The 24,591-nt window shown below is 54.7% G+C and carries 25 protein-coding genes and 1 riboswitch; of the genes, 3 read left to right on the top strand and 22 right to left on the bottom strand.

Annotation, left to right across the window (positions count from 1 at the left end; translation table 11 throughout):
- Positions 1-75: 75 nt before the first annotated feature.
- From pcrB to CR205_RS12690, 4 genes are all read right to left on the bottom strand, one after another.
- A complete protein-coding gene (pcrB, locus tag CR205_RS12705; RefSeq protein WP_110520378.1) occupies positions 76-765 on the bottom strand; it encodes a heptaprenylglyceryl phosphate synthase in 690 nt (229 codons plus the stop codon).
- 560 nt (positions 766-1,325) lie between these two features.
- On the bottom strand, positions 1,326-1,631 hold the full coding sequence (locus tag CR205_RS12700) for a YerC/YecD family TrpR-related protein (RefSeq protein ID WP_110520376.1): 306 nt from the start codon (positions 1,629-1,631) through the stop codon (positions 1,326-1,328).
- Positions 1,632-1,726: 95 nt separating this feature from the next.
- Positions 1,727-2,773, bottom strand: a complete 1,047-nt coding sequence (locus tag CR205_RS12695; protein WP_110520374.1) for a DUF3048 domain-containing protein — start codon at positions 2,771-2,773, stop codon at positions 1,727-1,729.
- A 66-nt stretch (positions 2,774-2,839) separates the two neighbouring features.
- Positions 2,840-4,582, bottom strand: coding sequence for an adenine deaminase C-terminal domain-containing protein (locus CR205_RS12690; RefSeq protein ID WP_110520372.1), 1,743 nt, complete (start codon positions 4,580-4,582; stop codon positions 2,840-2,842).
- A gap of 120 nt (positions 4,583-4,702) precedes the next feature.
- Between CR205_RS12690 and CR205_RS12685 the strand changes: the two genes are divergently transcribed.
- Both CR205_RS12685 and CR205_RS20810 read left to right on the top strand, forming a co-directional pair.
- Complete coding sequence (locus tag CR205_RS12685; RefSeq protein WP_110520370.1) at positions 4,703-4,975, top strand: YgaP family membrane protein; 273 nt, start codon at positions 4,703-4,705, stop codon at positions 4,973-4,975.
- Positions 4,976-5,054: 79 nt separating this feature from the next.
- Entirely contained in the window at positions 5,055-5,159 is a 105-nt protein-coding gene (locus CR205_RS20810; RefSeq protein WP_328587725.1) for an EYxxD motif small membrane protein, read from the top strand.
- On the opposite strand, the gene purD is transcribed toward CR205_RS20810, so the two are convergent.
- The 12 genes from purD to purE all read right to left on the bottom strand — a co-directional run bounded on the left by purD (position 5,128) and on the right by purE (position 18,099).
- A complete protein-coding gene (purD, locus tag CR205_RS12680) occupies positions 5,128-6,411 on the bottom strand; it encodes a phosphoribosylamine--glycine ligase (protein ID WP_110520368.1) in 1,284 nt (427 codons plus the stop codon). The two genes, CR205_RS20810 and purD, sit on opposite strands and share 32 nt — an antisense overlap.
- A gap of 214 nt (positions 6,412-6,625) precedes the next feature.
- A complete protein-coding gene (gene purH / locus CR205_RS12675) occupies positions 6,626-8,167 on the bottom strand; it encodes a bifunctional phosphoribosylaminoimidazolecarboxamide formyltransferase/IMP cyclohydrolase (RefSeq protein ID WP_110520366.1) in 1,542 nt (513 codons plus the stop codon).
- A complete protein-coding gene (gene purN / locus CR205_RS12670) occupies positions 8,118-8,747 on the bottom strand; it encodes a phosphoribosylglycinamide formyltransferase (protein ID WP_110520364.1) in 630 nt (209 codons plus the stop codon). Before purN ends, purH begins: the two co-directional genes overlap by 50 nt.
- Before the next feature lie 2 nt (positions 8,748-8,749).
- Positions 8,750-9,790 (bottom strand): phosphoribosylformylglycinamidine cyclo-ligase, encoded by a 1,041-nt coding sequence (gene purM, locus CR205_RS12665; RefSeq protein ID WP_110520363.1) that lies wholly within the window; start codon positions 9,788-9,790, stop codon positions 8,750-8,752.
- An 11-nt stretch (positions 9,791-9,801) separates the two neighbouring features.
- Positions 9,802-11,214, bottom strand: a complete 1,413-nt coding sequence (gene purF / locus CR205_RS12660) for an amidophosphoribosyltransferase (RefSeq protein ID WP_110520361.1) — start codon at positions 11,212-11,214, stop codon at positions 9,802-9,804.
- Positions 11,190-13,418, bottom strand: a complete 2,229-nt coding sequence (purL, locus tag CR205_RS12655; protein WP_110520358.1) for a phosphoribosylformylglycinamidine synthase subunit PurL — start codon at positions 13,416-13,418, stop codon at positions 11,190-11,192. The genes purF and purL overlap by 25 nt, the downstream gene beginning before the upstream one ends.
- Entirely contained in the window at positions 13,402-14,085 is a 684-nt protein-coding gene (purQ, locus tag CR205_RS12650) for a phosphoribosylformylglycinamidine synthase subunit PurQ (RefSeq protein WP_110520356.1), read from the bottom strand. The genes purL and purQ overlap by 17 nt, the downstream gene beginning before the upstream one ends.
- Positions 14,082-14,339 carry a phosphoribosylformylglycinamidine synthase subunit PurS gene (gene purS / locus CR205_RS12645; protein ID WP_110520354.1) on the bottom strand — a complete coding sequence of 86 codons (258 nt, stop codon included), beginning with the start codon at positions 14,337-14,339 and terminating at the stop codon, positions 14,082-14,084. The genes purQ and purS overlap by 4 nt, the downstream gene beginning before the upstream one ends.
- On the bottom strand, positions 14,336-15,052 hold the full coding sequence (gene purC, locus CR205_RS12640) for a phosphoribosylaminoimidazolesuccinocarboxamide synthase (RefSeq protein ID WP_110520352.1): 717 nt from the start codon (positions 15,050-15,052) through the stop codon (positions 14,336-14,338). The genes purS and purC overlap by 4 nt, the downstream gene beginning before the upstream one ends.
- A 115-nt stretch (positions 15,053-15,167) precedes the next feature.
- Positions 15,168-16,466 carry an adenylosuccinate lyase gene (gene purB / locus CR205_RS12635; RefSeq protein ID WP_110520350.1) on the bottom strand — a complete coding sequence of 433 codons (1,299 nt, stop codon included), beginning with the start codon at positions 16,464-16,466 and terminating at the stop codon, positions 15,168-15,170.
- Entirely contained in the window at positions 16,463-17,617 is a 1,155-nt protein-coding gene (gene purK / locus CR205_RS12630; protein ID WP_110520348.1) for a 5-(carboxyamino)imidazole ribonucleotide synthase, read from the bottom strand. The genes purB and purK overlap by 4 nt, the downstream gene beginning before the upstream one ends.
- Positions 17,614-18,099 carry a 5-(carboxyamino)imidazole ribonucleotide mutase gene (purE, locus tag CR205_RS12625; RefSeq protein ID WP_268877421.1) on the bottom strand — a complete coding sequence of 162 codons (486 nt, stop codon included), beginning with the start codon at positions 18,097-18,099 and terminating at the stop codon, positions 17,614-17,616. The genes purK and purE overlap by 4 nt, the downstream gene beginning before the upstream one ends.
- Positions 18,100-18,458: 359 nt before the next feature.
- Positions 18,459-18,560: riboswitch (purine riboswitch) on the bottom strand.
- A 224-nt stretch (positions 18,561-18,784) separates the two neighbouring features.
- Between purE and CR205_RS12620 the strand changes: the two genes are divergently transcribed.
- A complete protein-coding gene (locus tag CR205_RS12620) occupies positions 18,785-19,597 on the top strand; it encodes an alpha/beta fold hydrolase (protein ID WP_110520346.1) in 813 nt (270 codons plus the stop codon).
- 28 nt (positions 19,598-19,625) lie between these two features.
- Here the strand turns inward: CR205_RS12620 and CR205_RS12615 are convergent, their stop codons facing one another.
- The 6 genes from CR205_RS12615 to CR205_RS12590 form a co-directional block, all read right to left on the bottom strand.
- Positions 19,626-19,895: an NETI motif-containing protein gene (locus tag CR205_RS12615; protein ID WP_110520344.1), complete on the bottom strand. Its 270-nt coding sequence runs from the start codon at positions 19,893-19,895 to the stop codon at positions 19,626-19,628.
- A 9-nt stretch (positions 19,896-19,904) separates the two neighbouring features.
- Positions 19,905-20,411: a DUF2179 domain-containing protein gene (locus tag CR205_RS12610; RefSeq protein ID WP_201745392.1), complete on the bottom strand. Its 507-nt coding sequence runs from the start codon at positions 20,409-20,411 to the stop codon at positions 19,905-19,907.
- 355 nt (positions 20,412-20,766) lie between these two features.
- A complete protein-coding gene (locus CR205_RS12605) occupies positions 20,767-21,297 on the bottom strand; it encodes an isoprenylcysteine carboxyl methyltransferase family protein (protein ID WP_201745379.1) in 531 nt (176 codons plus the stop codon).
- Positions 21,294-22,397 (bottom strand): type III polyketide synthase, encoded by a 1,104-nt coding sequence (locus tag CR205_RS12600; protein WP_110520341.1) that lies wholly within the window; start codon positions 22,395-22,397, stop codon positions 21,294-21,296. The genes CR205_RS12605 and CR205_RS12600 overlap by 4 nt, the downstream gene beginning before the upstream one ends.
- Before the next feature lie 167 nt (positions 22,398-22,564).
- Complete coding sequence (locus CR205_RS12595) at positions 22,565-23,518, bottom strand: ABC transporter permease (RefSeq protein WP_110520339.1); 954 nt, start codon at positions 23,516-23,518, stop codon at positions 22,565-22,567.
- Between the two features lie 3 nt (positions 23,519-23,521).
- Positions 23,522-24,460, bottom strand: a complete 939-nt coding sequence (locus tag CR205_RS12590; protein WP_110520337.1) for an ABC transporter ATP-binding protein — start codon at positions 24,458-24,460, stop codon at positions 23,522-23,524.
- Positions 24,461-24,591 lie beyond the last annotated feature (131 nt).

Genomic DNA, 24,591 nt, shown 5'->3' with positions numbered 1-24,591 from the left:
ATTCTATTTTACCGCATAGGGGCGGGTGTGTATATGTTGATTTTCCCGGCTATGGGAATGCCTTCGCGTATTTCGTTATTTCTCTTTCACCGCTTTAACGGTCTTGAGGGCTTTCTTCAGATTATCATAAATGGCGTTGCCTACGACGATGGTGTCGGCGTGCGCGGCCATTTCTGCTGCCTGTTCAGGATTGGTGATGCCACCGCCGTAAAACAGGCGGGTATGCTTCAGTACACCCGCTGCCGCTTCCACCACAGCCGGATCTCCGTAGGTGCCGCTGTACTCCAGGTAAAAAACAGGCATGCGGATCAGGTTCTCGGTCATGCGCGCGTAGGCGACAATGTCGTCTTCAGTGAGATCGGTTTTTGCCTCCGTCAGTCTGGCCACTTTTGCCTCGGGGTTCAAAACGCAATAGGCTTCCGAGAGCACTTCGTCCCAGTTCATCACGGGACCGAAATCCCGGATCGCCGCATGGTGGCGGCCGTTCACCCACTCGACGTTATCCGTGTTCACGACCGACGGGATCAGGTAGTAGTCAAAGCCCGGCGTGACGGCATCGAGGCTACTCACCTCAAGGGCGCAGGCGACCGAGTAGCGGCGAATCCGCATGAGCAGATCGAGCGTATTGTCCTCGGTCACCCCATCGGTGCCGCCGACAATAACCGCGTCCGTTCCCGACTCGCACACCGCCTCCAGGGCATCATCATCTATCGTTTTATTCGGATCAAGCTTAAAAACATGCTGCCATTCGTGATATTCGAGCATGGTGATATCCTCCAGAAATAAACGTGTCTTGGTTAACTCATCACATAAGTATATCAAAAATAAGCCTGCGTCTCACTATGACGTGGCAAGGGATTTCGGAGAATTTTGTGACCGGGGCGGCAACGACAGCAAAGGAGGTGTCGTCGCCGGCTAGTGTCCCGACTTTGGCATAGTTCGGACACTTCTTCCCGCCAATTAAAAGTTATGGCCGGACTTTGGCATAGTTCGGACACTTCTTCCTACCAATTAAAAGTTATGGCCGGACTTTGGCAGAGTTCGGACATTTCTTCCTACCAATCAAAAGTTATGTCCCGACTTTGGCATAGTTCGGACACTTCTTCCTACCAATTAAAAGTTATGTCCGGACTTTGGCAGAGTTCGGACATTTCTTCCCACCAGTCAAAAGTTATGTCCGGACTCCCCAATGGCAGGACACTTAACCCTGCCATTGAGTCTCAAACCGCATACGAAACACCCTAACCCCAGCCCCAACCACCCAAAAAAATCTCCTCACACAAAAAACACACCCTCCTGCTGGAAAGGTGTGCCCCAATCTTTTATTATTTCGTCTCCTGCTGCTCTTTCACACGCTCCAGCGTCATGCGGTAGCCGTCGTTTCCGTAGTTGATGCAGCGCTTGACCCGTGAAATCGTAGCAGTACTCGCTCCTGTGTCTTTTTCAATCTTCTGGTACGTGTCCCCGTCCATAAGCATGCGCGCTACTTCAAGACGCTGGCCGAGAGACTGAATTTCGTTCATCGTACAGAGGTCATCAAAAAACTGATAGCATTCTTCTTTATCCTTGAGGCTCAGAATCGAATCAAACAGCTGGTCGAGTTCTTTTCCTCTCAATTTGTTAATTTGCATGGTCAATCATCCTTTCCTTTACTGCAGGGTTGCGCCGGAACCTCCGTCTTTTCCGTCATCCTCATTCTCCGGAAAACCACCGGCTTCCGTGCGCGTCAATCGTATATCGTTAAGCGGTCCAGATCCGGCATCACATTAATCCATGTCTGTCCCGGGGAAAAACCGACAGGCTCTCCGTCCTTAAACGGCAGAATCGCGCCGTCGACATTTTTCCATTCCACCGCCTCGACAGTGCCTTCCCGAAACAGGTAGGCGTCGCCTCCGGACGAAATGTCAATGTCCCGGCGGCCGAGTTCGTCGATCACCCGGTGCTCCATTTCCACTGCAAAAACACTGGCCGGAGCTACCGGTGTGCCGTCCCGGTGATCTATGATCGCCACACCGCCGTTAAAGCGCTGGTAGCCGCCGAGAGCCGCGTCATACTTGTATGCGACATTGTTGGCCGTGCTGCCGTAGTTTATTTCAAAGCTTACTGCCGGTTTACCCGCTGAAAGCTCTCCGCTAAACGGGAGTTCCGGCGGCCCGTCAAACAGATCGTGGCCGAGCTGCTCCGACACTGTCACAAGATCTTCATAGCTTGTGTACATATTGTGCGGCGCTGATCGTTCCGCCGACCGGCTGAAATAGCGGCCGTCATACACAAGTCCGCTGATGTAGGGGACATCCGGGCTTTCAGCAAGAGCAAGACCGTCCGAGCTGCCTCCTGCTGATACGTAAATCGCGTTGTAGCCGTTATTTAAATGAACGTAATAGTCTCTTGCGCTTCGAACCGGGCCGATTTCCTCCGGCTCATTGCTGTGGTAAAACGTCAGAAAGCGGGTAATGTTCCCTTCAGAAAGCACTTCATACACAAGGTCTGCCTGATACAGGCCGGTCTGCGGACGGGCGCTCACGGAGTTTTCCATCATCACACCGAACGCCGTGCGGGTGACCTCCTGATCCGAACCGATACCGGTCAGAGGCATCCGATAGGCGTACTCGCTGTCCTGATTCGCCGCTGCCTCCGGGGTTCCATCGCTCTCCTCACTCATACCGGGAGCATTCTCTATATCATCTTCTCCCGCTGCATCATTACCGCTGCACGCTGCCGCTAAAACACCAAAGCACAACACCGCAGATAACAGCCACTTTCCCGTTTTCATTCTTCTGTAGACCCCTTTTACCCGGCTCTGTTACGAAACCGGAACAGGGCCGTTTACTTTTATATTTTACCGCATTATTGCAGGAAAGAGTACCTTTTTTTGTTTCACATCAAAGATCCCCTTCTGGGTCACCCGCACATACGGCAGGTGGGTGGCGGAAAAGAACAGGAATGCATAAACCGGATCCCCGTATCGGTATCCCTTCTGCTGGAGAACCCTTAACAGATGACGCTCCTGCTCGGCGATGTCCGGAAGTTCCAGGGTGCTCATTTTGCCGTTCAAGGTAAGGGGAACCGACGCTTCCACGCCGTCTTCTCCCGCAAGAACAATTCCGCCCCCCTGTTTTTTAAGCGCCTGAAATGCATCAAGCAGCCCTTGCTTGCTTTTCCCGATCAGAACGAGATCCCCCGTATTGGAAAACGAACTGGCCATCCCGTACAGATCTCCGGCAAAGCCTTTAATAATAGTATTGACCCGCCATTTTCCATACCGGTCCACGAGTAAAAAGAAGCATTCGTCACTGTCAGGCGGGATCTCATCGGCAAGCATCATTGTGCCCGGACGGTACGGTTTGATAATGACGTCATTAATCATTTCAAGACCGAGCGGCATGGAAAACTGCAGGTCCTCCATCGTGAGTTCCCAGTCGAGCTCAAATGGCGGCAGCCCGAGCTCCTTCCAGTCAGGATCCGGCTTGTGCCCCTGCACCTCGCTGTCCTTCACGACCCACTCCCCTTTTGCCATGACCGACGCCGGGCGGGGATCGGCTTCCGAGTGAAGAATGTTGATGTTCGCCAGACGTCCAGGTGCAATCATGCCGAGCACATGATCAAGACGATAATGTTTAGCTACATTATACGTGGCCATGTTAACCGCATCAATAAATGGGATTCCTTTTCCAAGCGCAATTTCGATAAGGCGGTCCATTACACCTTCCTCCATCACCTTCGGAGGCGAACCGTCCGTGGTCATAAGCAGCTTGTCACTGCTGCTGAGCCCCTCTTCCCGAACCGTGTCAAGCAGGACCGGCAGATCAGGCCGGATCGACGAATAACGCATACTCGTCGTGTAGCCGAGATCGAGACGGCGGAGAAGCTCCTCCCCGGTCATCGCTTCATGATCCGAATCCACGCCTGTTAGTGCCAGCTGGGTAAGCGTCCGCTCCCCTGCCCCCGGCATGTGCCCCTCAATCCGCTTGCCCCGGGCTTTCGTTTCCTGCATCCAGTGCAGCATACTTTCGTTGCCCTTCAGCACACTCGGCCAGTCCGTGAGCTCGCCGCCCTGCACCACATACGGATGGTCAAGCCAGTCCATCATATTCCGGTAAGTGAATTTTTCGTCGTGATCCAAAAGCGCCGTCTGAGCGTCATAGCGCGCCCACCACAGCATCAGCACCGGCGTCTGTTGCATCGCTTCCAGAAAAGAAAACGCTTTCTTTTTGTCATACTGCAAAAAAAGACTCATGTTGTCGTTGATCAGTGTGGTTGTTCCCCGCTCTGATGCATACCGGGCAAAACTGAGGGGATGATATAACTGAAACGGATGGGCATGATGCTCAATGTATCCCGGCACCACAGGCCTGCCCTCTGCGTCATACGTACGGGTTCGGCCGGACGGCTCCGGCAGACTTTCCCCAACGTACACGATCCGGTCGTGATGAATCCAGATGTGGCCCTCTCGCCACCGGCCCGTTGCGCTGTTCAGCCAGCGGGCATTCTTTATAACCGTTGTCGGCGGTTCATCCCCGCGGACAACATCCAGCTGTTTACGGATCTCTGTTTTTGTCCATTCGATTGGCTGATTTAACATTGTGATCACCTGAGCGTTAGAAGTTTCCCCCATCGTATCATGCACAGCACTTTAAATCATCAAAGAAATGTAAATTGTCCGAAAATATTTGAAAACGCTTACGAAAAGGAGTTGTTCAACATGATCAGACCAAACATCGGGCTCATCAACGCCCTCATCCGCATCGCTGCCGGATTTACAATCCTCGCCTGGGCCACCGCCCGCCTTACCCGCAAGCCGAAGGAAGGCATGCCGCTCTTTGTAGCGATCATCGGCTCACTGAAAATTGCAGAAGGCATCACCCGCTTTTGCCCTGTCACCTACGCGGTTGAGGAAGGCATGGAGAATATGGACGACCATCGCCAGGGCGGAGAAGGCGGCGAGTTCGACATCGACCCCCTTAATCCGTCGTAACGTACGCAAATAACCCCAGCATACCAAAAGGTGCCTGCCGCACATGCGGAGGCACCTTATTCAGAAAGGAGCGGTCAACTTGCTCTGGGAATACGCAACCGACACTGTCTTCATTTTTCTCATGCTGATCGGGTCACTCGCGATGATTCTGTTTATCTGGGACCGGGGGCGCGCACGGCAGTAACGGCCCGTGCACCAATGTCCGTCCGGTAAAACAGACCGTCAAGTGCGAGGCCACCCATCACGCTGTACACCTCGTCCATCGCGTCCTTCAATGACGGCCGCATCGCCGTCACCAGCCCTACCCTGCCGCCGTCGGTCACCCAACCCGACGGCGTCTTTTTCGTTCCTGCGTGAAAAAAAGGAATGCTTCTCTCTCCGTCAAAAAGAAGGTCATCAAGGGCCGTGCCTTTTTCATACGATGCCGGGTACCCCTCTGATGCAAGCACCACGCCGATACAAGAGTCCGGCGTCCACCTGGCCGCAATCTCCTCGCCGCTCATGACAGCGGTAATCACTTCATCAAGAGGCGTCTCAAGCCTCGGCAGAATCACCTGGGCTTCCGGATCACCGAAGCGGGCGTTAAATTCAATCACCTTCGGCCCGTCTTCTGTCATCATCAGACCAGCATAAAGAAAACCGGTGAACGGCGTTCCTTCTGCAGAGAGGGCTTTGGCCATTTTTCTTACAATGGTTTCCTCTGCCTCCCGGATCATGTCGCTGCTCATGTGCGGAACGGGGGAATAAGCGCCCATACCGCCTGTGTTGGGGCCCTGATCGTTATCAAACGCCCGCTTGTGATCCTGGGCAGTCACCATCGGCACCACCGTTTCCCCGTGCACAAACGCCATGAGTGAGCACTCTTCGCCTTCGAGGCATTCTTCAATTACAACACGCGCCCCTGCCTCTCCGAACGCTTTCGTATCGAGCATCTGCTCAAGCGCCTCAAAGGCTTCCGCTTCGGTCTGCGCCACGACGACGCCTTTTCCTGCCGCAAGGCCATCCGCTTTAATGACGATCGGTGCGCCCTGCTCGGACACGTACCTCTTCGCCTGCTCGAGGCTGTGAAACACGTCGTAGCGGGCTGTTGGAATAGCGTACTTTTTCATCATCTGCTTGGCAAATTCCTTGCTGCCTTCCACCTGGGCAGCGGCCGCTGTCGGACCGAAAACGGGAACGTCTGCCTCCTGGAGCCGGTCAGCCAGACCATCCACTAGAGGCGCTTCCGGCCCGATCACAACAAGCCCGGTCTGTTCGTCTTGTGCCAGCGCGATGATCCCGTCATGATCCGTTTCAGCAATCGGCACGCATCGTGCCACGTCTCCCATGCCGTCACTTCCCGGCGCGGCAATCACTTCGGTCACGTTCGGACTTTTATGAAAGGCCCAGGCCAGCGCATGCTCGCGCCCGCCTTTGCCGATAACAAGTACTTTCATAATAGGAAGGCTCCTTTCAGATTGGGGGGGGGTGGTCGTTTCAGTGCAACTCGAGTGTCTGCCCTGGTTATCGCTTATAAATTCGGATTTTCGCTCATAAACAGGGCGTTTCGCTTATAAAATGAAAACTTCGCTTATAAATTCGGATTTTCGTTCATAAAACGAAATTTCCGCTTATAACCTGCGTAATGCTCCCCCGACACCTCGCACACTCTTAATGCTTAAAATGACGCACGCCGGTAAAGAGCATCGCCACGCCGTATTCGTCGGCTTTGTCGATCGACTCCTGGTCGCGCTTCGAGCCGCCCGGCTGGATGATCGCCCGGATGCCGGCCTGCGCGGCCGCTTCCACCGTGTCCCCCATTGGGAAAAAGGCGTCAGATGCCATCACGGCACCTTCAATCCGGCTCGCCGCCTGCTCGATCGCGATTTTCGCCGCGCCGACCCGGTTCATCTGCCCGGCCCCGACACCGATCGTCCGATCTTCTGTTGCGAGGACAATCGCATTTGACTTCACATGCTTCACAACTTTCCATGCCATCTCAAGCTGGCGCATTTCCTCTTCGGTCGGTTTGCGCTTTGTCGGAATCGTCGTTTCCACGTCCTCAAAGCTGAGCGTGTCCGTATCCTGAACAAGCGCGCCGCCTGAGACCGTGCTGATCCGCTGCTCCATCGCCTGGGCATCGGTAAAATTAATCGTCAGAAGCCGCAGATTCGGTTTCGCACTCAGCACTTCGCGCGCCTCGTCCGTAAACGAAGGGGCAATCACAATTTCAAGGAAAATCTCTTTCATCCGCGCAGCTGTCGCGCCGTCCACTTCCCCGTTGCAGGCAATGATGCCGCCGAAAATCGACACCGGATCGGCTTCATACGCCTTCTGGAACGCATCTTCAACCGTGTCGCCGATTCCCACGCCGCACGGGTTCATGTGTTTGATCGCCGCCACTGCCGGACGGGTAAACTCCTTCACCACGCCGACTGCCGCATCGGCATCGTTAATGTTGTTATAGGAAAGCTCTTTTCCCTGAAGCTGCTCTGTTCTCGCAATCGACGTGCGGCTTCCCATCGGACGCTCGTAGAACGCCGCCTGCTGGTGCGGGTTTTCCCCGTAGCGGAGCGACTGCTTTTTGTTGTAGGTCACCGTCAGTGTTTCCGGGTACTCGTCACCAGTCTGCTCGGTCATGTACTGGGCGATCAGCGCATCGTACGACGCCGTATGACGGAACGCCTTTGCCGCCAGCTTTCTGCGGAATTCCGCCGTGAGCTCCCCGTCGCCGTCCTTCAATTCGCTCACCACGCGCCCGTAGTCGGCCGGATCCACCACAACCGCCACGCTTTCGTGGTTTTTTGCCGCGGAACGGATCATGCTCGGCCCGCCGATATCAATGTTTTCAATTGCTTCGTCAAACGTCGCATCCGGACGCTCAATCGTTGCCTGAAACGGATACAGGTTCACCACAACCAGATCAATCGGCTCGATTTCGTGCTCACGGAGCGCCCGCATATGCTCGGCCGATTCCCGGAGCGCGAGCAGCCCTCCGTGAATGCGCGGATGCAGGGTTTTCACCCGGCCGTCCATCATTTCAGGAAAGCCCGTGACCTCTTCAATGCCTGTAACCGGAATCCCGGCCGCCTCAATCGCGCGCTTTGTTCCGCCTGTGGAGATCAGCTTCACACCTGCATTGGAAAGCTGTTCTGCCAGTGCCTCAATACCTGTTTTGTCCGATACGCTCAGTAGTGCCCGTTTCGTCATAATCGGGAACCTCCTTCATCAGTTTCGTGATTGTTTTGTGGATTGTCTGAGGATAGAGAGCATGTTCCACCTGCTGTATTTTTCGCTGCACATCCGCCCGGGTATCCTCTTTGTCTATTGTAACAGGAACCTGAGCAATAACCGGACCGGTATCCATTCCCGCATCCACAAAGTGCACCGTCACGCCGGTTTCACCTGCGCCAGCTTCCATCGCCTGGCCGATCGCGTCAAGCCCCGGAAAGGCAGGCAAAAGTGAAGGATGGATGTTGACGATCCGCCCTTCAAAAGCGCCGAGCAGTGTTTTTCCAAGCAGCCGCATATAACCGGCAAGCGCGATAAACCCGCAGCCCCGCTCCTTGAGTTCCCGGACGATTTCAAGCTCGTAATCCCGCTTGGACGAGTAATCATAAGGGGAAAAAGCGAACACGTCGATGCCGTATGAACGCGCTTTTCCAACGACGGCTGCGTTTGGCTTGTCGGTCACCATCAGACAGACCCGGGCATCGAGGCTCCCTTGCCGGGACGCTTCCACGATCGCGTCAAAATTCGAACCGGTTCCGGACGCAAAAACAGCGATCCGCATCGTCACAGTTCCTCCACTCCTTTAAGAAAAACGGACGGTCCGCCTGTTTCCACACGTCCGATTTGTACAGGCTTTTCACCACAGTCGCGGAGCAAAGCAAGCGCATCATTCGCTTTTTCCTCATCAACGGCGAGCACCATACCGATCCCCATGTTAAATGTACTGTACATATCCTTCAGATCAAGAGGGCCAAGGGTTCGCATCCAGCTGAAAACAGCCGGCTTTTCCCATGACGCCGGGTCAATTTGCGCACGTAAATCTTCCGGCAGCATCCGCGGAACGTTTTCATAGAATCCGCCGCCGGTAATGTGCGCCGCTCCGTTCAATAATCCTTCCCGCACGAGGGCTAGGACCGGCTTCACGTAAATCCGCGTCGGCTCGAGCAGCCATTCGGCAACGCTCTGCTCCGAGTCCGGCGCACGGTCATCCAGCCTGATGTCACGGTTTTCAAGAATCCGGCGTACGAGGGAAAAGCCGTTGCTGTGCACGCCGCTTGAAGGCAGGCCGATCAGCACGTTCCCCGCTTTTACCTGTGAACCGTCAAGCAGTGCTGATTTTTCTGCTGCACCGACCACGAAGCCGGCCACATCGTACTCGTCCGCATCGTACATCCCCGGCATTTCAGCTGTTTCCCCGCCAACGAGGGCACAGCCTGCTTCCGCGCAGCCGTCTGCGATTCCTTTTACAATCTGCTCAACCACAGCCGGCTCGTTTTTCCCGAGGGCAAGATAGTCTAGAAAAAAGAGCGGTTCAGCGCCCTGGACGACGATATCGTTTACGCACATGGCCACCGCGTCAATGCCGATCGTGTCATGGATGCCCGCTTCCTGGGCGATCATCAGCTTCGTGCCGACACCGTCTGTTCCTGAAATAAGCACCGGCTCACGGTAGCCCTTCTGCGACAGATCGAACATGCCGCCGAAGCCGCCAAGCCCGCCCATCACTTCCGGACGCCTGGTGCGCGCCACGTGGGACTTCATCCGCTCCACCGCTTCGTAACCGGCTTCGATATTCACTCCTGCGTCTCTGTATGCCTTTGACATGAGCGCCTCCTTTACACCTTTTCGTACGGGTGCAGCGTATGGGGATAAATTTCAGTCGGGTAGTTCCCGGTAAAGCAGGCCAGACACTGCCCGCAGTTTTCCATCTCCTTCGGACGCCCGATGCCGTCCATGAGGCCATCCACGCTCAGATAACGGAGGCTGTCGGCGCCGATTTCCGCCTCAATCTCCTCCACCGTTCTGTTTGAAGCGATCAGTTCGCCGCTGGTGGACGTGTCGATCCCGTAAAAGCACGGATTTTTGATCGGCGGTGCGCTGATCCGCACGTGCACTTCACGGGCACCGGCTTCTTTTAACAGCTTCACAATCCGGCGACTCGTGGTGCCTCGGACGATGGAATCGTCCACCATTACAACGCGCTTGCCTTCCACGACCCCGCGGACCGCAGAGAGCTTCATTTTCACGCCCTGCTCCCGGAGCTGCTGGGACGGCTGAATAAACGTGCGCCCCACATAGCGGTTTTTAATCAGACCGAGCTCGTAGGGAATCCCTGTCTGCTCGGCGTAGCCTATCGCCGCTGAAATACTCGAGTCCGGCACCCCGGTGACGACGTCCGCCTCGACCGGCGCTTCCTCTGCGAGTTGTTTGCCGAGGTTTTTCCGGGCCGTATGGACGTTGATCTGATCCAGGTGGCTGTCGGGACGGGCAAAATATACATACTCCATCGAGCAGATCGAGCGCTTGCCGCTGAACGAAAACCGCTCACTGCGCAGACCGTCGTCATTGATGATCAGCACTTCGCCCGGTTCGACTTCCCGGACGTATTCGGCGCCGATAATATCAAATGCACACGTCTCGGAACTCACCACATACGCTTCTCCGAGGCGGCCGAGACTAAGCGGACGGAGTCCGTTCGGATCGAGCGCCACCATGAGCTCCGTTTCAGTCATGGCCATAAACGCATACGCGCCCTTGACCATCGTGAGGGCGTTCATGAGCCGTTCTTCCGGATGCTCGTAGCCGCTTCTTTTAATCAGGTGGGCAAGGACTTCTGTGTCCGACGTGGTCTGAAAAATGCTGCCCTGGCGCTCAAGCTGATGCTTAAGCGCGTTGGCGTTCACGAGATTTCCGTTATGGGCAAGGGCCAGACTTCCGGTCTGGGAATTAAAGAGAAGCGGCTGGCAGTTGAGCAGATCGCTGTCTCCTGCCGTGGTGTAGCGCACATGCCCCACAGCACCGTGGCCGGTCAGCTTATCGAGCTTCTGGTCATCAAACACGTCATTCACGAGGCCGAGGCCTTTCTGAATCCGGAGGCGTTCACCGTCGGTTACGACAATGCCCGCGCCCTCCTGGCCCCGGTGCTGCAGGCTGTGCAGGCCGTAGTAGGCAATCCGGGACGCTTCTTCGTGGCCCCAGACGCCGAATACGCCGCACTCTTCGTTTAATCCTTTGATTTCAGCAAACACGGAATCGCTCCTTTCCAGGCGTCTTCGAGTGTCTTCACGCGAGTCTCCACCACCGCTTCGCCGGTGGTGCCGGTCACTTTGAGCACTGCTTCTTCGGTCACTTCCCCGACGCAGCGGGCGTCCGGTACGAGCTCTTCAAAACGGGCCTGATCTTCTTTTGCCACGGTCACAAGGTAACGGGACGGGGTTTCTGCAAAGCTTTCCACCACAATCTGCTCCCCGAGAGCGACACTGGCGCCGAGTCCGGTTCCGATCACCGTCTCAGCGAGGGCAACGAGAAAGCCGCCTTCAGCCAAATCGTGAGCGGACTGAACCGTTCCCGCCTGAATCGCGGTGAGCATGTGCTGCTGTCTGCGCTTTTCCGTTTCAAGGTCGATGCGCGGCGGCTGGCCGGAGATGGCCCCGTCTGTGAGCTTCTGCAGCTCACTTCCGCCGAAATCACGGTCTGCTTCGCCGACAACGTAGATGAGGTCCCCTGCGTTTTTCGCATGCTGGGTCGTAATATAATCAAGGTTATCGATGAGTCCGACCATGCCGATTACCGGCGTCGGATACACCGCTTCTCCACTTCGTTCATTGTAAAGGCTCACGTTTCCGCCGATTACCGGCGTTTCAAGAGCGCGGCACGCTTCGCTCAGGCCATCCGTGGATTTTTCCAGCTGCCAGAAGATCTCCGGGCGGTCCGGGCTGCCGTAGTTGAGGCAATCCGTCACACCGAGCGGCTTCGCGCCGGAACAGATCAGATTACGTGCGGCTTCAGCAACCGCGAGCTTTCCGCCTTCCTCCGGATCGAGGTACAGGTAGCGGGAGTTGCAGTCTGTCGTCATGGCCAGCGCTTTTTCCGTACCGCGGATGCGGATCACCGCCGCGTCAGAGCCGGGCATCACAACCGTGTTCGTTCTCACCATATAGTCATACTGGTTGTAGACCCATTCCTTGCTGGCGATCGTCGGCTGGGCGAGAAGCTTCACGAGCGTCTCTTCCACGCTGTCCACGTGGGGCACAGTCGTCTCCTGCTTCTGGAACTTGGCAAAATACGCTGGCACTTTCGATGGCTTATGATAGACCGGCGCTTCCTCCGCGAGGGCATCCACCGGTACATCTGCCACTGTTTCGCCACTGTGCGTGAGGCGAAGACGCTTGTCATCTGTCACGTGGCCGACCACAACCGCCATAAGACCGTAGCGGTCAAACAGGTCAAGAAACTCCTGCTCCCGGCCATTTTCCACAACGAGAAGCATCCGCTCCTGTGATTCGGAGAGCATCATTTCATAGGCACTCATCCCTTTTTCACGCTGCGGTACACGGTCCAGATCCATTTCAATGCCGACTCCGGCTTTACTCGCCATTTCTGCAGAGCTGGACGTAAGACCCGCTGCTCCCATATCCTGAATGCCCACAAGAGCGTCGTTTTTCACCACTTCGAGGCACGCTTCCATGAGCAGTTTTTCCATAAACGGATCGCCTACCTGCACAGCTGGCCGCTTCGATTCGGACGCCTCGCTCAGCTCCTCGGAAGCAAACGTGGCCCCATGGATCCCGTCTTTACCGGTGCTTGCGCCCACGTAAATGACCGGGTTACCGACCCCTTTGGCCTGGCCTTTCTGAATGTCCTTATGGTCGATCAGACCGACGCACATGGCGTTTACAAGGGGATTGCCTTCGTAGCACGGATCGAACTGAACTTCCCCGCCCACAGTCGGAATGCCGATGCAATTGCCGTAGCCTGCGATCCCTGCCACAACCTGCTCGAACAGGTAGTTGACCCGGGGCTTGCCGAGTTCACCGAAACGAAGGGAATTCAGAAGCGCCACCGGTCGCGCGCCCATGCTGAACACGTCGCGGATAATCCCGCCCACGCCCGTTGCGGCTCCCTGATACGGCTCGATGGCTGACGGATGGTTGTGGCTTTCAATTTTAAAGGCTACTGCCTGCTCATCGCCGATATCGATGATGCCGGCGCCTTCTCCCGGTCCCTGCAGCACGTGCTGGCCCTCAGTCGGGAATTTCTTCAGCAGCACCTTCGAATTTTTATAGCTGCAGTGCTCGCTCCACATGACGGAAAAAAGTCCTGTTTCCGTGAAATTCGGGAGTCTTCCGAGCGTGTCTTCGATCATCTGAAACTCGTCGTCTGTGAGACCCATTTCTGCGTAAATTCGGTCCTGTTTAATTGTCTCCGGTGATGGTTCAGTTTTTAACAGCATGGGTTTCCCTCCAGTGTGTGAGAATCGATTGGAACATTTTCAGTCCGTCAGCCGAGCCGAGCAGCTCATCCACCGCCCGCTCCGGGTGGGGCATCATCCCGAGCACGTTGCCCGCTCTGTTTGTGATACCGGCGATCCGCTCCACCGAGCCGTTTACGTCATCCGTGTAGGTAAACGCGATCTGATCGTTCTCCCGCAGTTCCTCGAGTGTCTCTTCATCGCAGAAGTAGTTTCCTTCTCCGTGGGCCACAGGAATCGTCACCTGTTCGCCTGACCCGTATGTGCCGGTGAACATGGTGCGGCTGTTTGCGACTTCGAGTGTCACAGGCTTACAGATGAATGTGAGCTGGCGGTTTCTTCGCATCGCGCCCGGCAGGAGGCCGAGCTCAAGGAGCACCTGAAAGCCGTTGCATACGCCTAAAACCGGTTTGCCTTCCGCTGCTGCCTCGCGAATACCTTCCGCGATCGGCAGGCGCGCCGCGATCGCCCCGCTTCTGAGGTAATCCCCGAACGAGAACCCGCCCGGCAAAAGAACAGCGTCGTACTCTTTTAAACTCGTTTCACGGTAGTCCACGTACGCCGCTTCTTCGCCAAGTTCGTCTCGGACGGCGTGGTACATATCGATGTCACAGTTCGATCCTGGAAAAACGACGACGGCAAACTTCATTGGGCCGCAACCTCCCGGACCTCAAAGCGGTAGTCTTCAATCACCGGGTTGGCAAGAAGCTTTTCGCACATCTCCGTTACACGGGCATCCACCGCTTCACGTTCTCCATCAAGCGTAAGAGTGATCACTTTTCCGATTCTCACGTCCTCCACCTCTGTATAGCCGTGCTGGTTCAGTGAATGATTCACCGCACTTCCCTGAGGGTCGAGCACAGCTTCTTTTAACGTTACGAACACCTGAACTTCATATTTCATCGGGAAATTCCTCCTAGACGTGTGAGTATAGTTTCATAGGCTTCGTTCAAATCGCCGAGTTGAAAGCGGAACAAATCTTTGTCAAAGCTCTCGCCGGTCTCCAGATCCCAGAGACGGCAAGTATCGGGTGATACTTCGTCTGCCAGCAGCACTGCGCCCTGTTCATCCCGGCCGAACTCAAGTTTAAAGTCCACAAGCCGGATTCCCGCCTCATCGAACATGGCGGTGAGCACCCGGTTGACCTCGAGGGCATTTGCCCGGATGGCCGTTAGTTCCTCCGGCGCGGCAAGACCCAGGTGGCGGATATGCTCGTCGTTGATGAGTGGATCTCCGAGGGCGTCGTCTTTGTAGTAGAACTCGATGATCGGCTCACGGAACACGTCGCCGCGCTCAAGTCCGAGCCGCTTGACGAGACTGCCGGCCGCCACGTTTCTGACCACCACTTCGATCGGAATGATCGTAACTTTTTTAACGAGCTGTTCTGTTTCTGACAGGCGGCGCAGAAAATGGTTCGCCACCCCCGCTTCGTGAAGCTTTGAAAATACGAGACTGGAAATCTCGTTATTCAGGCGCCCTTTGCCCTGGAGGACATCCTTTTTTTCTCCGTTAAAAGCGGTCGCATCGTCCTTGTAGGCGACGCGGTACACACCGGGCTCATCCGTTTCATAGATTCGCTTCGCTTTCCCTTCGTACAGGCACGTCTTCGTACTCATGTCCCGTTCCCTCCTCTTTTGGCGGCTCGTAAACCGCCCGTGTGAAGATCGAAAAATTAGCAATTTTGGCAATACAAAGGGGAGGAGAAGGGCAGGATCTGCCCTCCGTTCCTCCCTATTTCATTAGACCGACGCGCTGGAAAATCGTATCCACGTGCGTCAGATGGTGACGGTAGTCAAAACAGTCATCGAGCTCTTTTTCGCTCAAAAGCCCGGTGATCTTTTCGTCCGCCTCCACAAGCTCGCGGAACGGCACCTGGCGCTCCCACGCCTCCATCGCTTTCGGCTGCACGAGATCGTATGCTTCCTCGCGGACAAGTCCCTTGTCAATCAGCGTCAACAGCACGCGCTGAGAGTAGATGAGCCCGAACGTGCGGCCCATGTTGCGCTTCATGTTTTCCGGGAAAACCGTCAGATTCTTCACGATATTGCCGAACCGGTTCAGCATGTAGTTAAGCGCAATCGTCGCATCAGGCAAAATCACCCGCTCCGCCGATGAGTGGGAAATGTCCCGCTCGTGCCAGAGCGGCACGTTTTCGTAAGCGGTGAGCATGTGGCCCCGGATCACGCGGGACAGCCCCGTCATGTTTTCCGATCCGATCGGATTACGCTTGTGCGGCATCGCCGACGAGCCTTTCTGACCTTTGGCGAAGAACTCCTCCACCTCGCGCATTTCCGTTTTCTGAAGGCCGCGGATTTCCACTGCCATCTTCTCAATTGAGGTCGCAATCAGAGAAAGTGTCGCCATGTAGTGGGCGTGGCGGTCACGCTGCAGTGTCTGCGTGGAAACGGACGCCGCTTCAAGACCGAGACCTTCACACACGTACTTTTCCACAAACGGGTCGATGTTGGCGTACGTCCCGACCGCGCCTGACAGTTTGCCGACGCGGACCGTTTCCGCCGCCGCTCTAAACCGCTCCAGGTTCCGCTTCATTTCCTCGTACCAGAGTACAAGCTTGAGCCCGAACGTGGTCGGCTCCGCGTGCACCCCGTGTGTACGGCCCATCATGACCGTGTCCTTGTGCTCCAGCGCTTTCTCCCCCAGGATCGTGATGAAGCGCTCAAGATCTGCTTCGATGATCTCGTTCGCCTGCTTCAAAAGGTACGACAGCGCCGTGTCGACTACGTCTGTGCTCGTAAGCCCGTAGTGGACCCACTTACGCTCGTCACCGAGTGTTTCCGATACGGCGCGGGTAAACGCCACCACATCGTGGCGGGTCTCCGCTTCGATTTCAAGAATACGGTTCACGTCAAACCCGGCATGTTCCCGGATTTTCGCCACGTCCTCTTTCGGAATGTCACCGAGCTCAGCCCACGCCTCGCACGCTTTAATTTCCACCTCAAGCCACGCCTGATAGCGGTTTTCGTCTGTCCAGATTGCGCCCATCTCAGGCCGCGTATACCGTTCAATCATTGTTTTGCCCCCATTGCTTCTTTTTCTCTCCAGATAGAGGAGGTGCGGATCTGCTCCAAAACCGCTTCCGGATCGCTTCCGGTCACATTCAGATGCCCCATTTTCCTTCCCGGCTCTGCGGCATCCTTTCCATATAAATGAAGATGCGCTTCCGGAAATTCGTCAAGCCCGTCCAGGATCCTTGGCAGATGCTCCCCTAATATATTAACCATCACACACGGCTTTAGTAAATCCGTCTTACCGAGCGGCAGCCCGCACACGGCACGAATGTGCTGCTCGAACTGCGATGTTTCACACGCGTTCATCGTAAAATGCCCCGAATTGTGCGGCCGCGGTGCGATTTCATTTACGTAAATGGTGCCGTCTTCTGTGAGAAACATCTCGACCGCGAGGGTCCCCACAAGGCCGAACGCCTTCACCAGCCGCCGGGCCGCGGCCACCGCTTTTCTTTCTGTTTCAACGCTGATGCGCGCCGGCACAATCGACTGGTGGAGAATCCCGTCTCTATGCACGTTCTCCGCCACCGGAAACGCCCGCATCTCCCCTGCAGTACTTCTCGAAAAAATAACACTCAGCTCTTTCGAAAAAGCGATCATCTTCTCAAGCACAAGCGGGCCGGAAGACCCCAGCTCTTCCCATGCGCGGTCAAGTTCATCCGCGCCATGGATCACCAGCTGCCCTTTTCCGTCATAGCCACCCCTGGTCGTTTTCAGGATGCACGGATAATCGAGTGTGTGAGCGGCGGTTTTCAGTTCATCCAGGGATGTGACTGGTGCGTATGGCGCTACGTTGATGCCGGCTTCTGTGATGGCCTGTTTTTCTTTGAGGCGGTCCTGGGAAATTTCAAGCAGGCGGCTGCCCTGTGGAAACGAGTCCGTGCTTTCCAGCCACGCTGCCACATTGGCGCCGATATTTTCAAATTCGTAGGTAATCACATCGCTCACATCATCGAGCTGACGGGCGCCGTCAATATCGTCGTAGGCCGCGACGACTTCCATGTCGGCAATTTGTCCGAGCGGTGAACCTGTTTTCGGTTCGAGTACGGCGATGCGGTAGCCCATTGCTTTTGCGGATAGGGCCATCATCCGCCCGAGCTGGCCGCCGCCGAGGATGCCGATCGTTCTTCCCGGAAGTACTCTAAACGTTGTCATACGAGCTGCTCCTCACTCGCCGCTACCTCGGCGCGTTTTTTCTCTCTGCGGTCTTCGAGGCGGGCGGCAAGTGCGTCATCATGGACCGCCAGCTGCTGGGCGGCAAGCAGGCCGGCGTTTGCCGCTCCTGCCTTCCCGATCGCCACGGTGGCTACCGGTACGCCGGCAGGCATCTGCACGATGGATAGAAGGGAATCAAGTCCGTTCAGCGCTTTCGACTGGACCGGCACGCCGATCACCGGAAGAAGGGTCTTCGCTGCTACCATGCCGGGAAGGTGAGCCGCACCGCCTGCACCGGCAATAATGACGTTAATCCCGCGCTCCCGTGCGGTTTCGGCGTAGTCAAACATCACGTCCGGTGTGCGGTGCGCCGATACGATTTTCTTTTCGTAAGATACCTGAAGGTCGTCAAGAACGTCCGCTGCCAGTTTCATTGTTTCCCAGTCACTGATCGAGCCCATAATGAGTCCCACTTTTGCCACTGCTGATCGCCTGCCTTTGTGTTATTCTTTTCCCGCGCTTGCCCACGGCAAGGTTTATCCGCGCAATCTCGTTTTATCGAGCAACTTTCTGGATTTATCGAGTAAATTTTGCTGTTTATCGAGCAACTTTTCCGATTTATCAAGTAAATTTTCCATTTTATCGAACAAAAATCCCAGGATATAAGCTATCTAAAATGATTACAATCTGGCCTGCCCCGACCATGCAAACAAAAAACGTGCGCGCCTGCCCGAAGAGGACAAACGCACACGTCGTTGAAGCAGAAGACACCTGTGGTGAGCTGGTTGTCAAAAGATATGACTGTCCATGCTGAACGCACAATCGCGGTCTCTGGCTGCACATGTATGCGGATCGTCCTCATAGTCCGGCGATTTACGGTCGCCGGGTAGAAACTTTCGGGCCCTATTCCCGGGATTATATGAGGTTTCACGTGTTTTCTTTTCCGCCTTCATCTTAACAAGCGATCTGCATCCGTGTCAATGAAAATCGAACGATAAGGATATTACCGAACCATTTCGTTCGCCTTTTCACAATAATTCCAGAAAATCGTATTTCCACAGCTATCACTTGTCCATTGTACACGGACATTGCGGGTGGGGTACGTTTATCTTTCTCTCCATCCTGGGTAGAGAACCTGTGAAGCAGAAAATGAAGGAGTGATCAGTAATGGCACATCTCATTGAAGCAGAAAAAGACGTGAAACTATACGTAGAGGATATCGGCGAGGGCCGGCCTGTTATTTTCATTCACGGCTGGCCTGTAAACCATAAAATGTTTGAGTACCAGAGTACCGAACTCGTGGAAAACGGATACCGGTTTATCGGTATTGACCTGCGTGGATACGGGAAATCGGACAAGCCGGCGTCCGGCTACGACTACGACCGGATGGCAGACGACGTAAAAGCCGTCATTGATGAGCTGAACCTTGAGGACGCGGTTCTTGCCGGTTTTTCCATGGGCGGGCCAATTTCGATCCGCTACATGACCCGCCATAAAGGCAAAGGAATCAGCAAACTCCTCCTCATCGCGCCTGCTGCGCCGGCGTTTACCCAGCGCGAGGATTACAGCGTGGGCATGAAGCCTGAGGAAGTGGACGATCTGATTGGGGGACTGAGGGACGACCGCCCGGCAGCACTGCGCAATTTTGGCGAAATGTTCTTTGATTCGGAAGTAAATGTATCTGACGCTTATGCCCAGTATTTTCACAGTATCGCAATGGAAGGGGCACCACACGCCACCATTCAGTCACTGCGTTCTCTTCGTGACGAGGACCTCAGGAACGAGCTTTCTGAAATAAACGTCCCGACATCCAGCTTTCACGGAATGCACGATCAGCTTTGTCCATTTCAATTCTCAGAGGAACTGAAAAAAGGCATCGACAACTTAACGATTGTTTCATTTGAAAAAAGCGGTCACGCCCTGTTCTTTGAGGAAAAGGAGAAATTCAACCGTGAACTGCTAAGCTTTCTCGAAGCCTGATAGAAGCACAAAAAAAGAGCGCCTGCAATCAGGTGCTCTTTTCTTCGGTCTTTTTTCCCTCGAATACGATTTTCTGGTGGGACACTTCCACTTCCATTTTCCCGTTGCGGTTCACTTCCATCAGAACCGGTTCTTCCATCCGGCGGACGGGGGTATAGCCTGCCGCGGTCATCCGCTGGAGGCATTGGTCGACGGTTTCGCCGTCCTCCACGGTGAACTTCGCCTTTTTGCCGGCGGGTGCAGCCTTGTTTTCTTTGCCCGCAGCAGCGGTCTTACGGTTCTTCTTCTTTTTTGCCATATTGAACGTTTACCTCCGAATTCCTTTGACCCAGAAGCCGCCGTAGAACGTCTTCGTATCGTGAGAGATGATGAAGGCGTGCGGGTCGAGTGCTTTCACGGTGCTGTAAAGGTCGGTCTGTGATTTTCGGGATGTGAGAATTTCCATCATGAGCCGCTCTCCTTCCCGGCCGTAGGCGACCCAGTTGGTCACGCCGTAGCCTTTGTCCCTTAAAGCGTTGGGGATATCCGGCTCGTACTCTTTTGTAATCACGTTAACTGTAATATAACCTAACGCGAGCTTTTCTTCAATTTTCATTCCGACGATAACGCCGACGCCGTAACCGATGGCGTAGGCGGCGAGGTTGGCGGGCTTGTCCAGGTTGTCAAGCACAAGCCCGAGGCCGATAATGTAGATGATGATTTCAATTACGCTCGTGACGGATGCCAGGTAGCGCTGGTCCTTCAGGGTGAAAATCATCCGGATCGTAAACAGGGTCACGTAGACGACGTTGATCACAAGTATAATGACGATCATGCCGGTGGCGTTCTCAAGAATGGACTGAAGCACGGGCCGTCCCCTTTCTCTTTGTAAGGTCAAAGGTTTGTCCCTATCATTCTTATTTCCGGATTACGAGATTTAGTCTTGTGAATTTTGCGAGAAGGCGTGTGATTGTTTGGAGCGTTTACTTGTACTTAATTCGATTTACTTGTACGTAATTTAAAGGCTGCATTGCTTTTTACGCTGCAGACGGACGCATTTCGCTTCATACTTTATTTTTCGTAAGCAACACTCTTTCCAAACATAGCTATTTACTTAATCCCATTTACTTGTACTTAGCCCCCTCCCAGCATAAAAAAAGCATGAGTGAACCCTCTCCCATGCTTCTTTGTCACGTCGGCGACCCCTCTTTATTTTGTGCCCAGGCGAGGGCGCGCTCCTCCTCCGGGATCCGCACTTTCAGCAGAAGCCAGGCGTTAAGCGTTGTAAACAGAGCGCACGTGATCCACGCCTGAAACAGGAGCGGAATCGCGATAATTTCAAGGGCGACGATCACGTAGTTCGGGTGGCTGATCCACCGGTACGGACCGCGGCGGACGAGCTCCGCTTCAGGCAGGACGATAATCTTTGTGTTCCAGTAGCGTCCGAGTGAGGTAAGCGCCCAGATGCGGCCGGCCTGCGCGAGGACGAACACGATGGCGGGAATCGGCCACCAGGCTGCCGGTGCCCGGCCGAAAAGCGCTACTTCGCTCATCAGAAAGAGGAAGAATCCGGCGTGCAGCAGCACAATCCACTTATAATGGCCGCGGCCAAACTCCCGGGCCCCGCGGCTCCTCATCCAGCGCTCGTTCTGACGGGCGACGGCGAGCTCCACGCCTCTCTGAACGATCACAATGCCTAACAGTGTCCAGAATAAGATCATTGCCCTGCGCCCTCCCATTTCAGATGAAGGATCTCCGAGCTGAACCCCGGCCCTAGAGCAGTCATAATGCCCTGGCTGCCGGCAGATGGGGATCGAAGCATCGTTTCCTTTAATACATATAACACCGTTGGGGAGCTCATGTTTCCATTTTCGTTCAGCACCTGGCGGGGGATCTCGGTCATCTGCTCGGAATAGTGAAGTGATGACTCGTACGCCTCAAGCACTTTCCGACCGCCGGGATGAGCAACAAAATGATCGATATCCTCGTGCGTGAGCCCCTGACGCTCCAGAAACGTTTCTACGTTCGGCCGGAGCCATTCGCGGATCACGGTCGGTATATCCCTGGAAAAAACAACGTGCAGGCCTGTGTCCTTCACGTCCCATCCCATCACATCCTCGCTCTGGGGCATGAGCGTTGACTGGGTGCCAAGAATCTGCGGCAGAGCGCCGAGCTTTGATTCGCCGGCAGACAGCGCGGCCCGGTCACCTGTCACGAGTGCACACGCCACCCCGTCCGCGAACAGACTGGTTCCCACGAGATTGCTCTTTCGCGTGTCGTTGCGCTGAAATGTGATACTGCACAGTTCGATGCAGACGACGAGCACCTTCGATTCGGGATAGGCAAGACAGTACTCGTACGCCCGGCTCACGCCTACCGCACCACCCGCGCAGCCGAGTCCCCAGATCGGAATCCGCTTCGTGTGCGGGGAAAACGGCAGTTCGTTCATGATCCGGGCATCGAGTGTAGGTGTGGCCATTCCGGAACTCGACACGAGAATGATCGCATCGATGTCACTGTACGGCACCGGGGCGGTCTGAAACTCGTTCGGTTCTAGGCATTTGTTAATCGCATTTACGCCGAGACGAACCGATTCCTTTATGTACAGGTCGTTTTTTTCCTCGAGTGAGTGATCAGTCGCAAACCACTCCTTCGGCACGATAAAATTGCGGCGGTCGATCTGACCGTTTCCGAAGATGGTCATCATTCTGTCGATGTTCGGGAACGACTCTTTAAAGAGCTCCCGGACGATCACTTCTGTTTCGGACTGTTCAATCGTATAGGGTGGAATTTCGGTACTGACCGAGCGGATTACCGGCATCGTATAAACCTCCTGAATCATCACTTGGCTTTTCTGCTGTGATTTTCCAGTAGTTTGTGCCAGAAGAGAGGAAATCATCCGGGTTTCATTTATTTCATGGTGGTTCGCTCACCCAAGACGTAAAGAACCCGCCCGGGAACTCCCCCAGGCGGGCCAAGCTAAACACGCTATGCAAGATCTCTTTTTTGGAAAAATGCAGTTGCCGCGCCGAGAAAAACAACGGCGTACACAGCCAGCACCGTAAGGGAGAATCCGATTCCCACACCGGGCATGATTTCGTCCACAGCCACATAAGACTGCAGGCTCATATGCGGCAGAAACACATACGGATACCAGAAGTAATCCTGCAGCAGCGGTGTAACTGCTCCGAGAACATTCGTGCCGAACAGAATGAAAATCCCGATGCCGACTGCCAGCGTCTGGCTTTTAAACAGAATGGAAATTGAAAAAGCAAACACAACGAACATAAGCATATTCAAAAAGTACAGACCGAGCTTCTGAGGCAGAAGTTCGCTGACAGGAGCGAAAATCATACCGTTCATGCCGAATTCACCGACCGGCGTGTCAAAGCTGCCGGTACCAAAGAGGATCGTCCCGATCAGGAATTTCGCTGATACGACCGTGATAATCATCACGATCCCAAACAGGATTACCGTCAGGAATTTGGCAAGGAGAAACTGCCAGCGCTCAAACGGCCGGACGAACAGGTGCTTAAGCGTCCCGTTGTCCTGCTCGGAGGAGACAATCGTACTCGCTGTGATCACGGAGAACAGCGTGATAAACATCGTGCCCATAAAGAGCCCTTCATTTAAAAACGTCACGTTACTCGTCTCGTTCGGGTTCACACCGGCAGCGAGCATCGCTTCGTTATCGTCGATCCTCTGCTCCGCCATATCCCGTTCCCAGTCTTCTTCCGTTTCAGCGATAATCTGCTCCTGCTGCTGGATTTCCATCTGCAGCCCTGCCTCCCAGTCTTCTCCGCCGGCTGCTCCGTCCTGTGCGCCAAACGTTTGAAACAGGATTGCGACACCGATCGAAATGACAAGAAGTACGCCGAGAAAAATCCACGGCTGTTTTTTGCTCCACAGTTTGGTCCATTCGTTCTGAAGTAATGAAATCATCGGTTATTTCGCCCCCTTTCCGGTGAGTTGCAGGAACTTGTCCTCAAGCGACGTCCGCTTCGATTCGATTCCGAACACATCCACACCGGCTTTTACGAGCGCCCGGTTAAGAACCGGAATCTGATCACGCGACATGTCCAGAAGCAGTTCGTTTTCTTTTTCACTGGCTGTGATTACGATCTGATCCATGGCGCCCAGAACCGTTTTCACGCCTGCACCCTGGCCTTTTTTCACCGTGAGGGCCACCACAACCTGGTCTTCGTCCCCGTAAGCGTTAAGCGAAGCCAGGTCGGAAATGTCAATCACTTTTCCTTTTTCCATTATTACAACACGGTCGCACATGAGCTGCATCTCTGAAAGAAGGTGCGAGGATACGAGCGTGGAAATCCCCTCGTCCGCCAATTCACGCAGGTAGTCCCGGAGCTCCCGGATACCTTTAGGGTCGAGACCGTTTGTCGGCTCGTCCAGAATCAGAAGACTCGGACGGTGCAGAATCGCCTGGGCCACGCCGAGGCGCTGCTTCATTCCGAGGCTGTATTTCTTAACCTTATCCTGAATCGCGTCTTCCAGCTTTACAAGTGAAACCACTTCCGTGATCCGTTCTTCTGTTACCTTGTCCTTTGCCATCCTCGCAGACAGTTTCAGGTTTTTATAGCCGCTCATATATTCATAGAAGGCGGGGTTTTCCACGATGGCTCCCACATCGGCTCGACAGGCCCGCGCTTCTTCATCCAGATCCCTCCCGTTGATCGTCACGCTTCCCTCTGTTTTGCTCATGAGTCCGACAATCATCCGGATTGTCGTCGTTTTCCCGGCCCCGTTCGGCCCGAGCAGCCCGAGGATCTCCCCTTTTCGCATGTCGAACGACAGCCCGTCCACGATTTTTTTACTTCCCTGGACTTTTTTCGTGAGGCCGTTCACTTCGAGTATGTTCTCCGTCATCCCATTTCCTCCCTGTTTATGTAAAATCTCACTCTTTTCTCCACATTATCATATACGACTAAGGAAGTATCAGGTTTCAATAATTTTTACTATGAAAAACACCGCAGCCAAAAAGCCGCAGTGTTTCATAC

The sequence above is a fragment of the Alteribacter lacisalsi genome, from assembly GCF_003226345.1.
GTDB classification, from domain to species: Bacteria; Bacillota; Bacilli; order Bacillales; family Salisediminibacteriaceae; genus Alteribacter; species Alteribacter lacisalsi.
This window is presented reverse-complemented; position numbering and strand designations above follow the sequence as displayed.

Bases quoted from the DNA above. Each gene is read 5' to 3' on its own strand.
- CR205_RS12695 (WP_110520374.1), bottom strand. From the start codon at position 2,773: ATGAAAACGGGAAAGTGGCTGTTATCTGCGGTGTTGTGCTTTGGTGTT.
- purS (WP_110520354.1), bottom strand. From the start codon at position 14,339: ATGAAATATGAAGTTCAGGTGTTCGTAACGTTAAAAGAAGCTGTGCTC.
- purC (WP_110520352.1), bottom strand. From the start codon at position 15,052: ATGAGTACGAAGACGTGCCTGTACGAAGGGAAAGCGAAGCGAATCTAT.
- CR205_RS12600 (WP_110520341.1), bottom strand. From the start codon at position 22,397: ATGCCGGTAATCCGCTCGGTCAGTACCGAAATTCCACCCTATACGATT.
- purQ (WP_110520356.1), bottom strand. From the start codon at position 14,085: ATGAAGTTTGCCGTCGTCGTTTTTCCAGGATCGAACTGTGACATCGAT.
- CR205_RS12610 (WP_201745392.1), bottom strand. From the start codon at position 20,411: ATGATCGTCATTATACTTGTGATCAACGTCGTCTACGTGACCCTGTTT.
- CR205_RS12620 (WP_110520346.1), top strand. From the start codon at position 18,785: ATGGCACATCTCATTGAAGCAGAAAAAGACGTGAAACTATACGTAGAG.
- purL (WP_110520358.1), bottom strand. From the start codon at position 13,418: ATGCTGTTAAAAACTGAACCATCACCGGAGACAATTAAACAGGACCGA.
- CR205_RS12700 (WP_110520376.1), bottom strand. From the start codon at position 1,631: ATGCAAATTAACAAATTGAGAGGAAAAGAACTCGACCAGCTGTTTGAT.
- CR205_RS12690 (WP_110520372.1), bottom strand. From the start codon at position 4,582: ATGTTAAATCAGCCAATCGAATGGACAAAAACAGAGATCCGTAAACAG.
- CR205_RS12615 (WP_110520344.1), bottom strand. From the start codon at position 19,895: ATGGCAAAAAAGAAGAAGAACCGTAAGACCGCTGCTGCGGGCAAAGAA.
- CR205_RS12605 (WP_201745379.1), bottom strand. From the start codon at position 21,297: ATGATCTTATTCTGGACACTGTTAGGCATTGTGATCGTTCAGAGAGGC.
- CR205_RS12595 (WP_110520339.1), bottom strand. From the start codon at position 23,518: ATGATTTCATTACTTCAGAACGAATGGACCAAACTGTGGAGCAAAAAA.
- CR205_RS12685 (WP_110520370.1), top strand. From the start codon at position 4,703: ATGATCAGACCAAACATCGGGCTCATCAACGCCCTCATCCGCATCGCT.
- pcrB (WP_110520378.1), bottom strand. From the start codon at position 765: ATGCTCGAATATCACGAATGGCAGCATGTTTTTAAGCTTGATCCGAAT.
- purB (WP_110520350.1), bottom strand. From the start codon at position 16,466: ATGATTGAACGGTATACGCGGCCTGAGATGGGCGCAATCTGGACAGAC.
- purD (WP_110520368.1), bottom strand. From the start codon at position 6,411: ATGAAAGTACTTGTTATCGGCAAAGGCGGGCGCGAGCATGCGCTGGCC.
- purM (WP_110520363.1), bottom strand. From the start codon at position 9,790: ATGTCAAAGGCATACAGAGACGCAGGAGTGAATATCGAAGCCGGTTAC.
- CR205_RS12590 (WP_110520337.1), bottom strand. From the start codon at position 24,460: ATGACGGAGAACATACTCGAAGTGAACGGCCTCACGAAAAAAGTCCAG.
- purN (WP_110520364.1), bottom strand. From the start codon at position 8,747: ATGCGGATCGCTGTTTTTGCGTCCGGAACCGGTTCGAATTTTGACGCG.
- purK (WP_110520348.1), bottom strand. From the start codon at position 17,617: ATGACAACGTTTAGAGTACTTCCGGGAAGAACGATCGGCATCCTCGGC.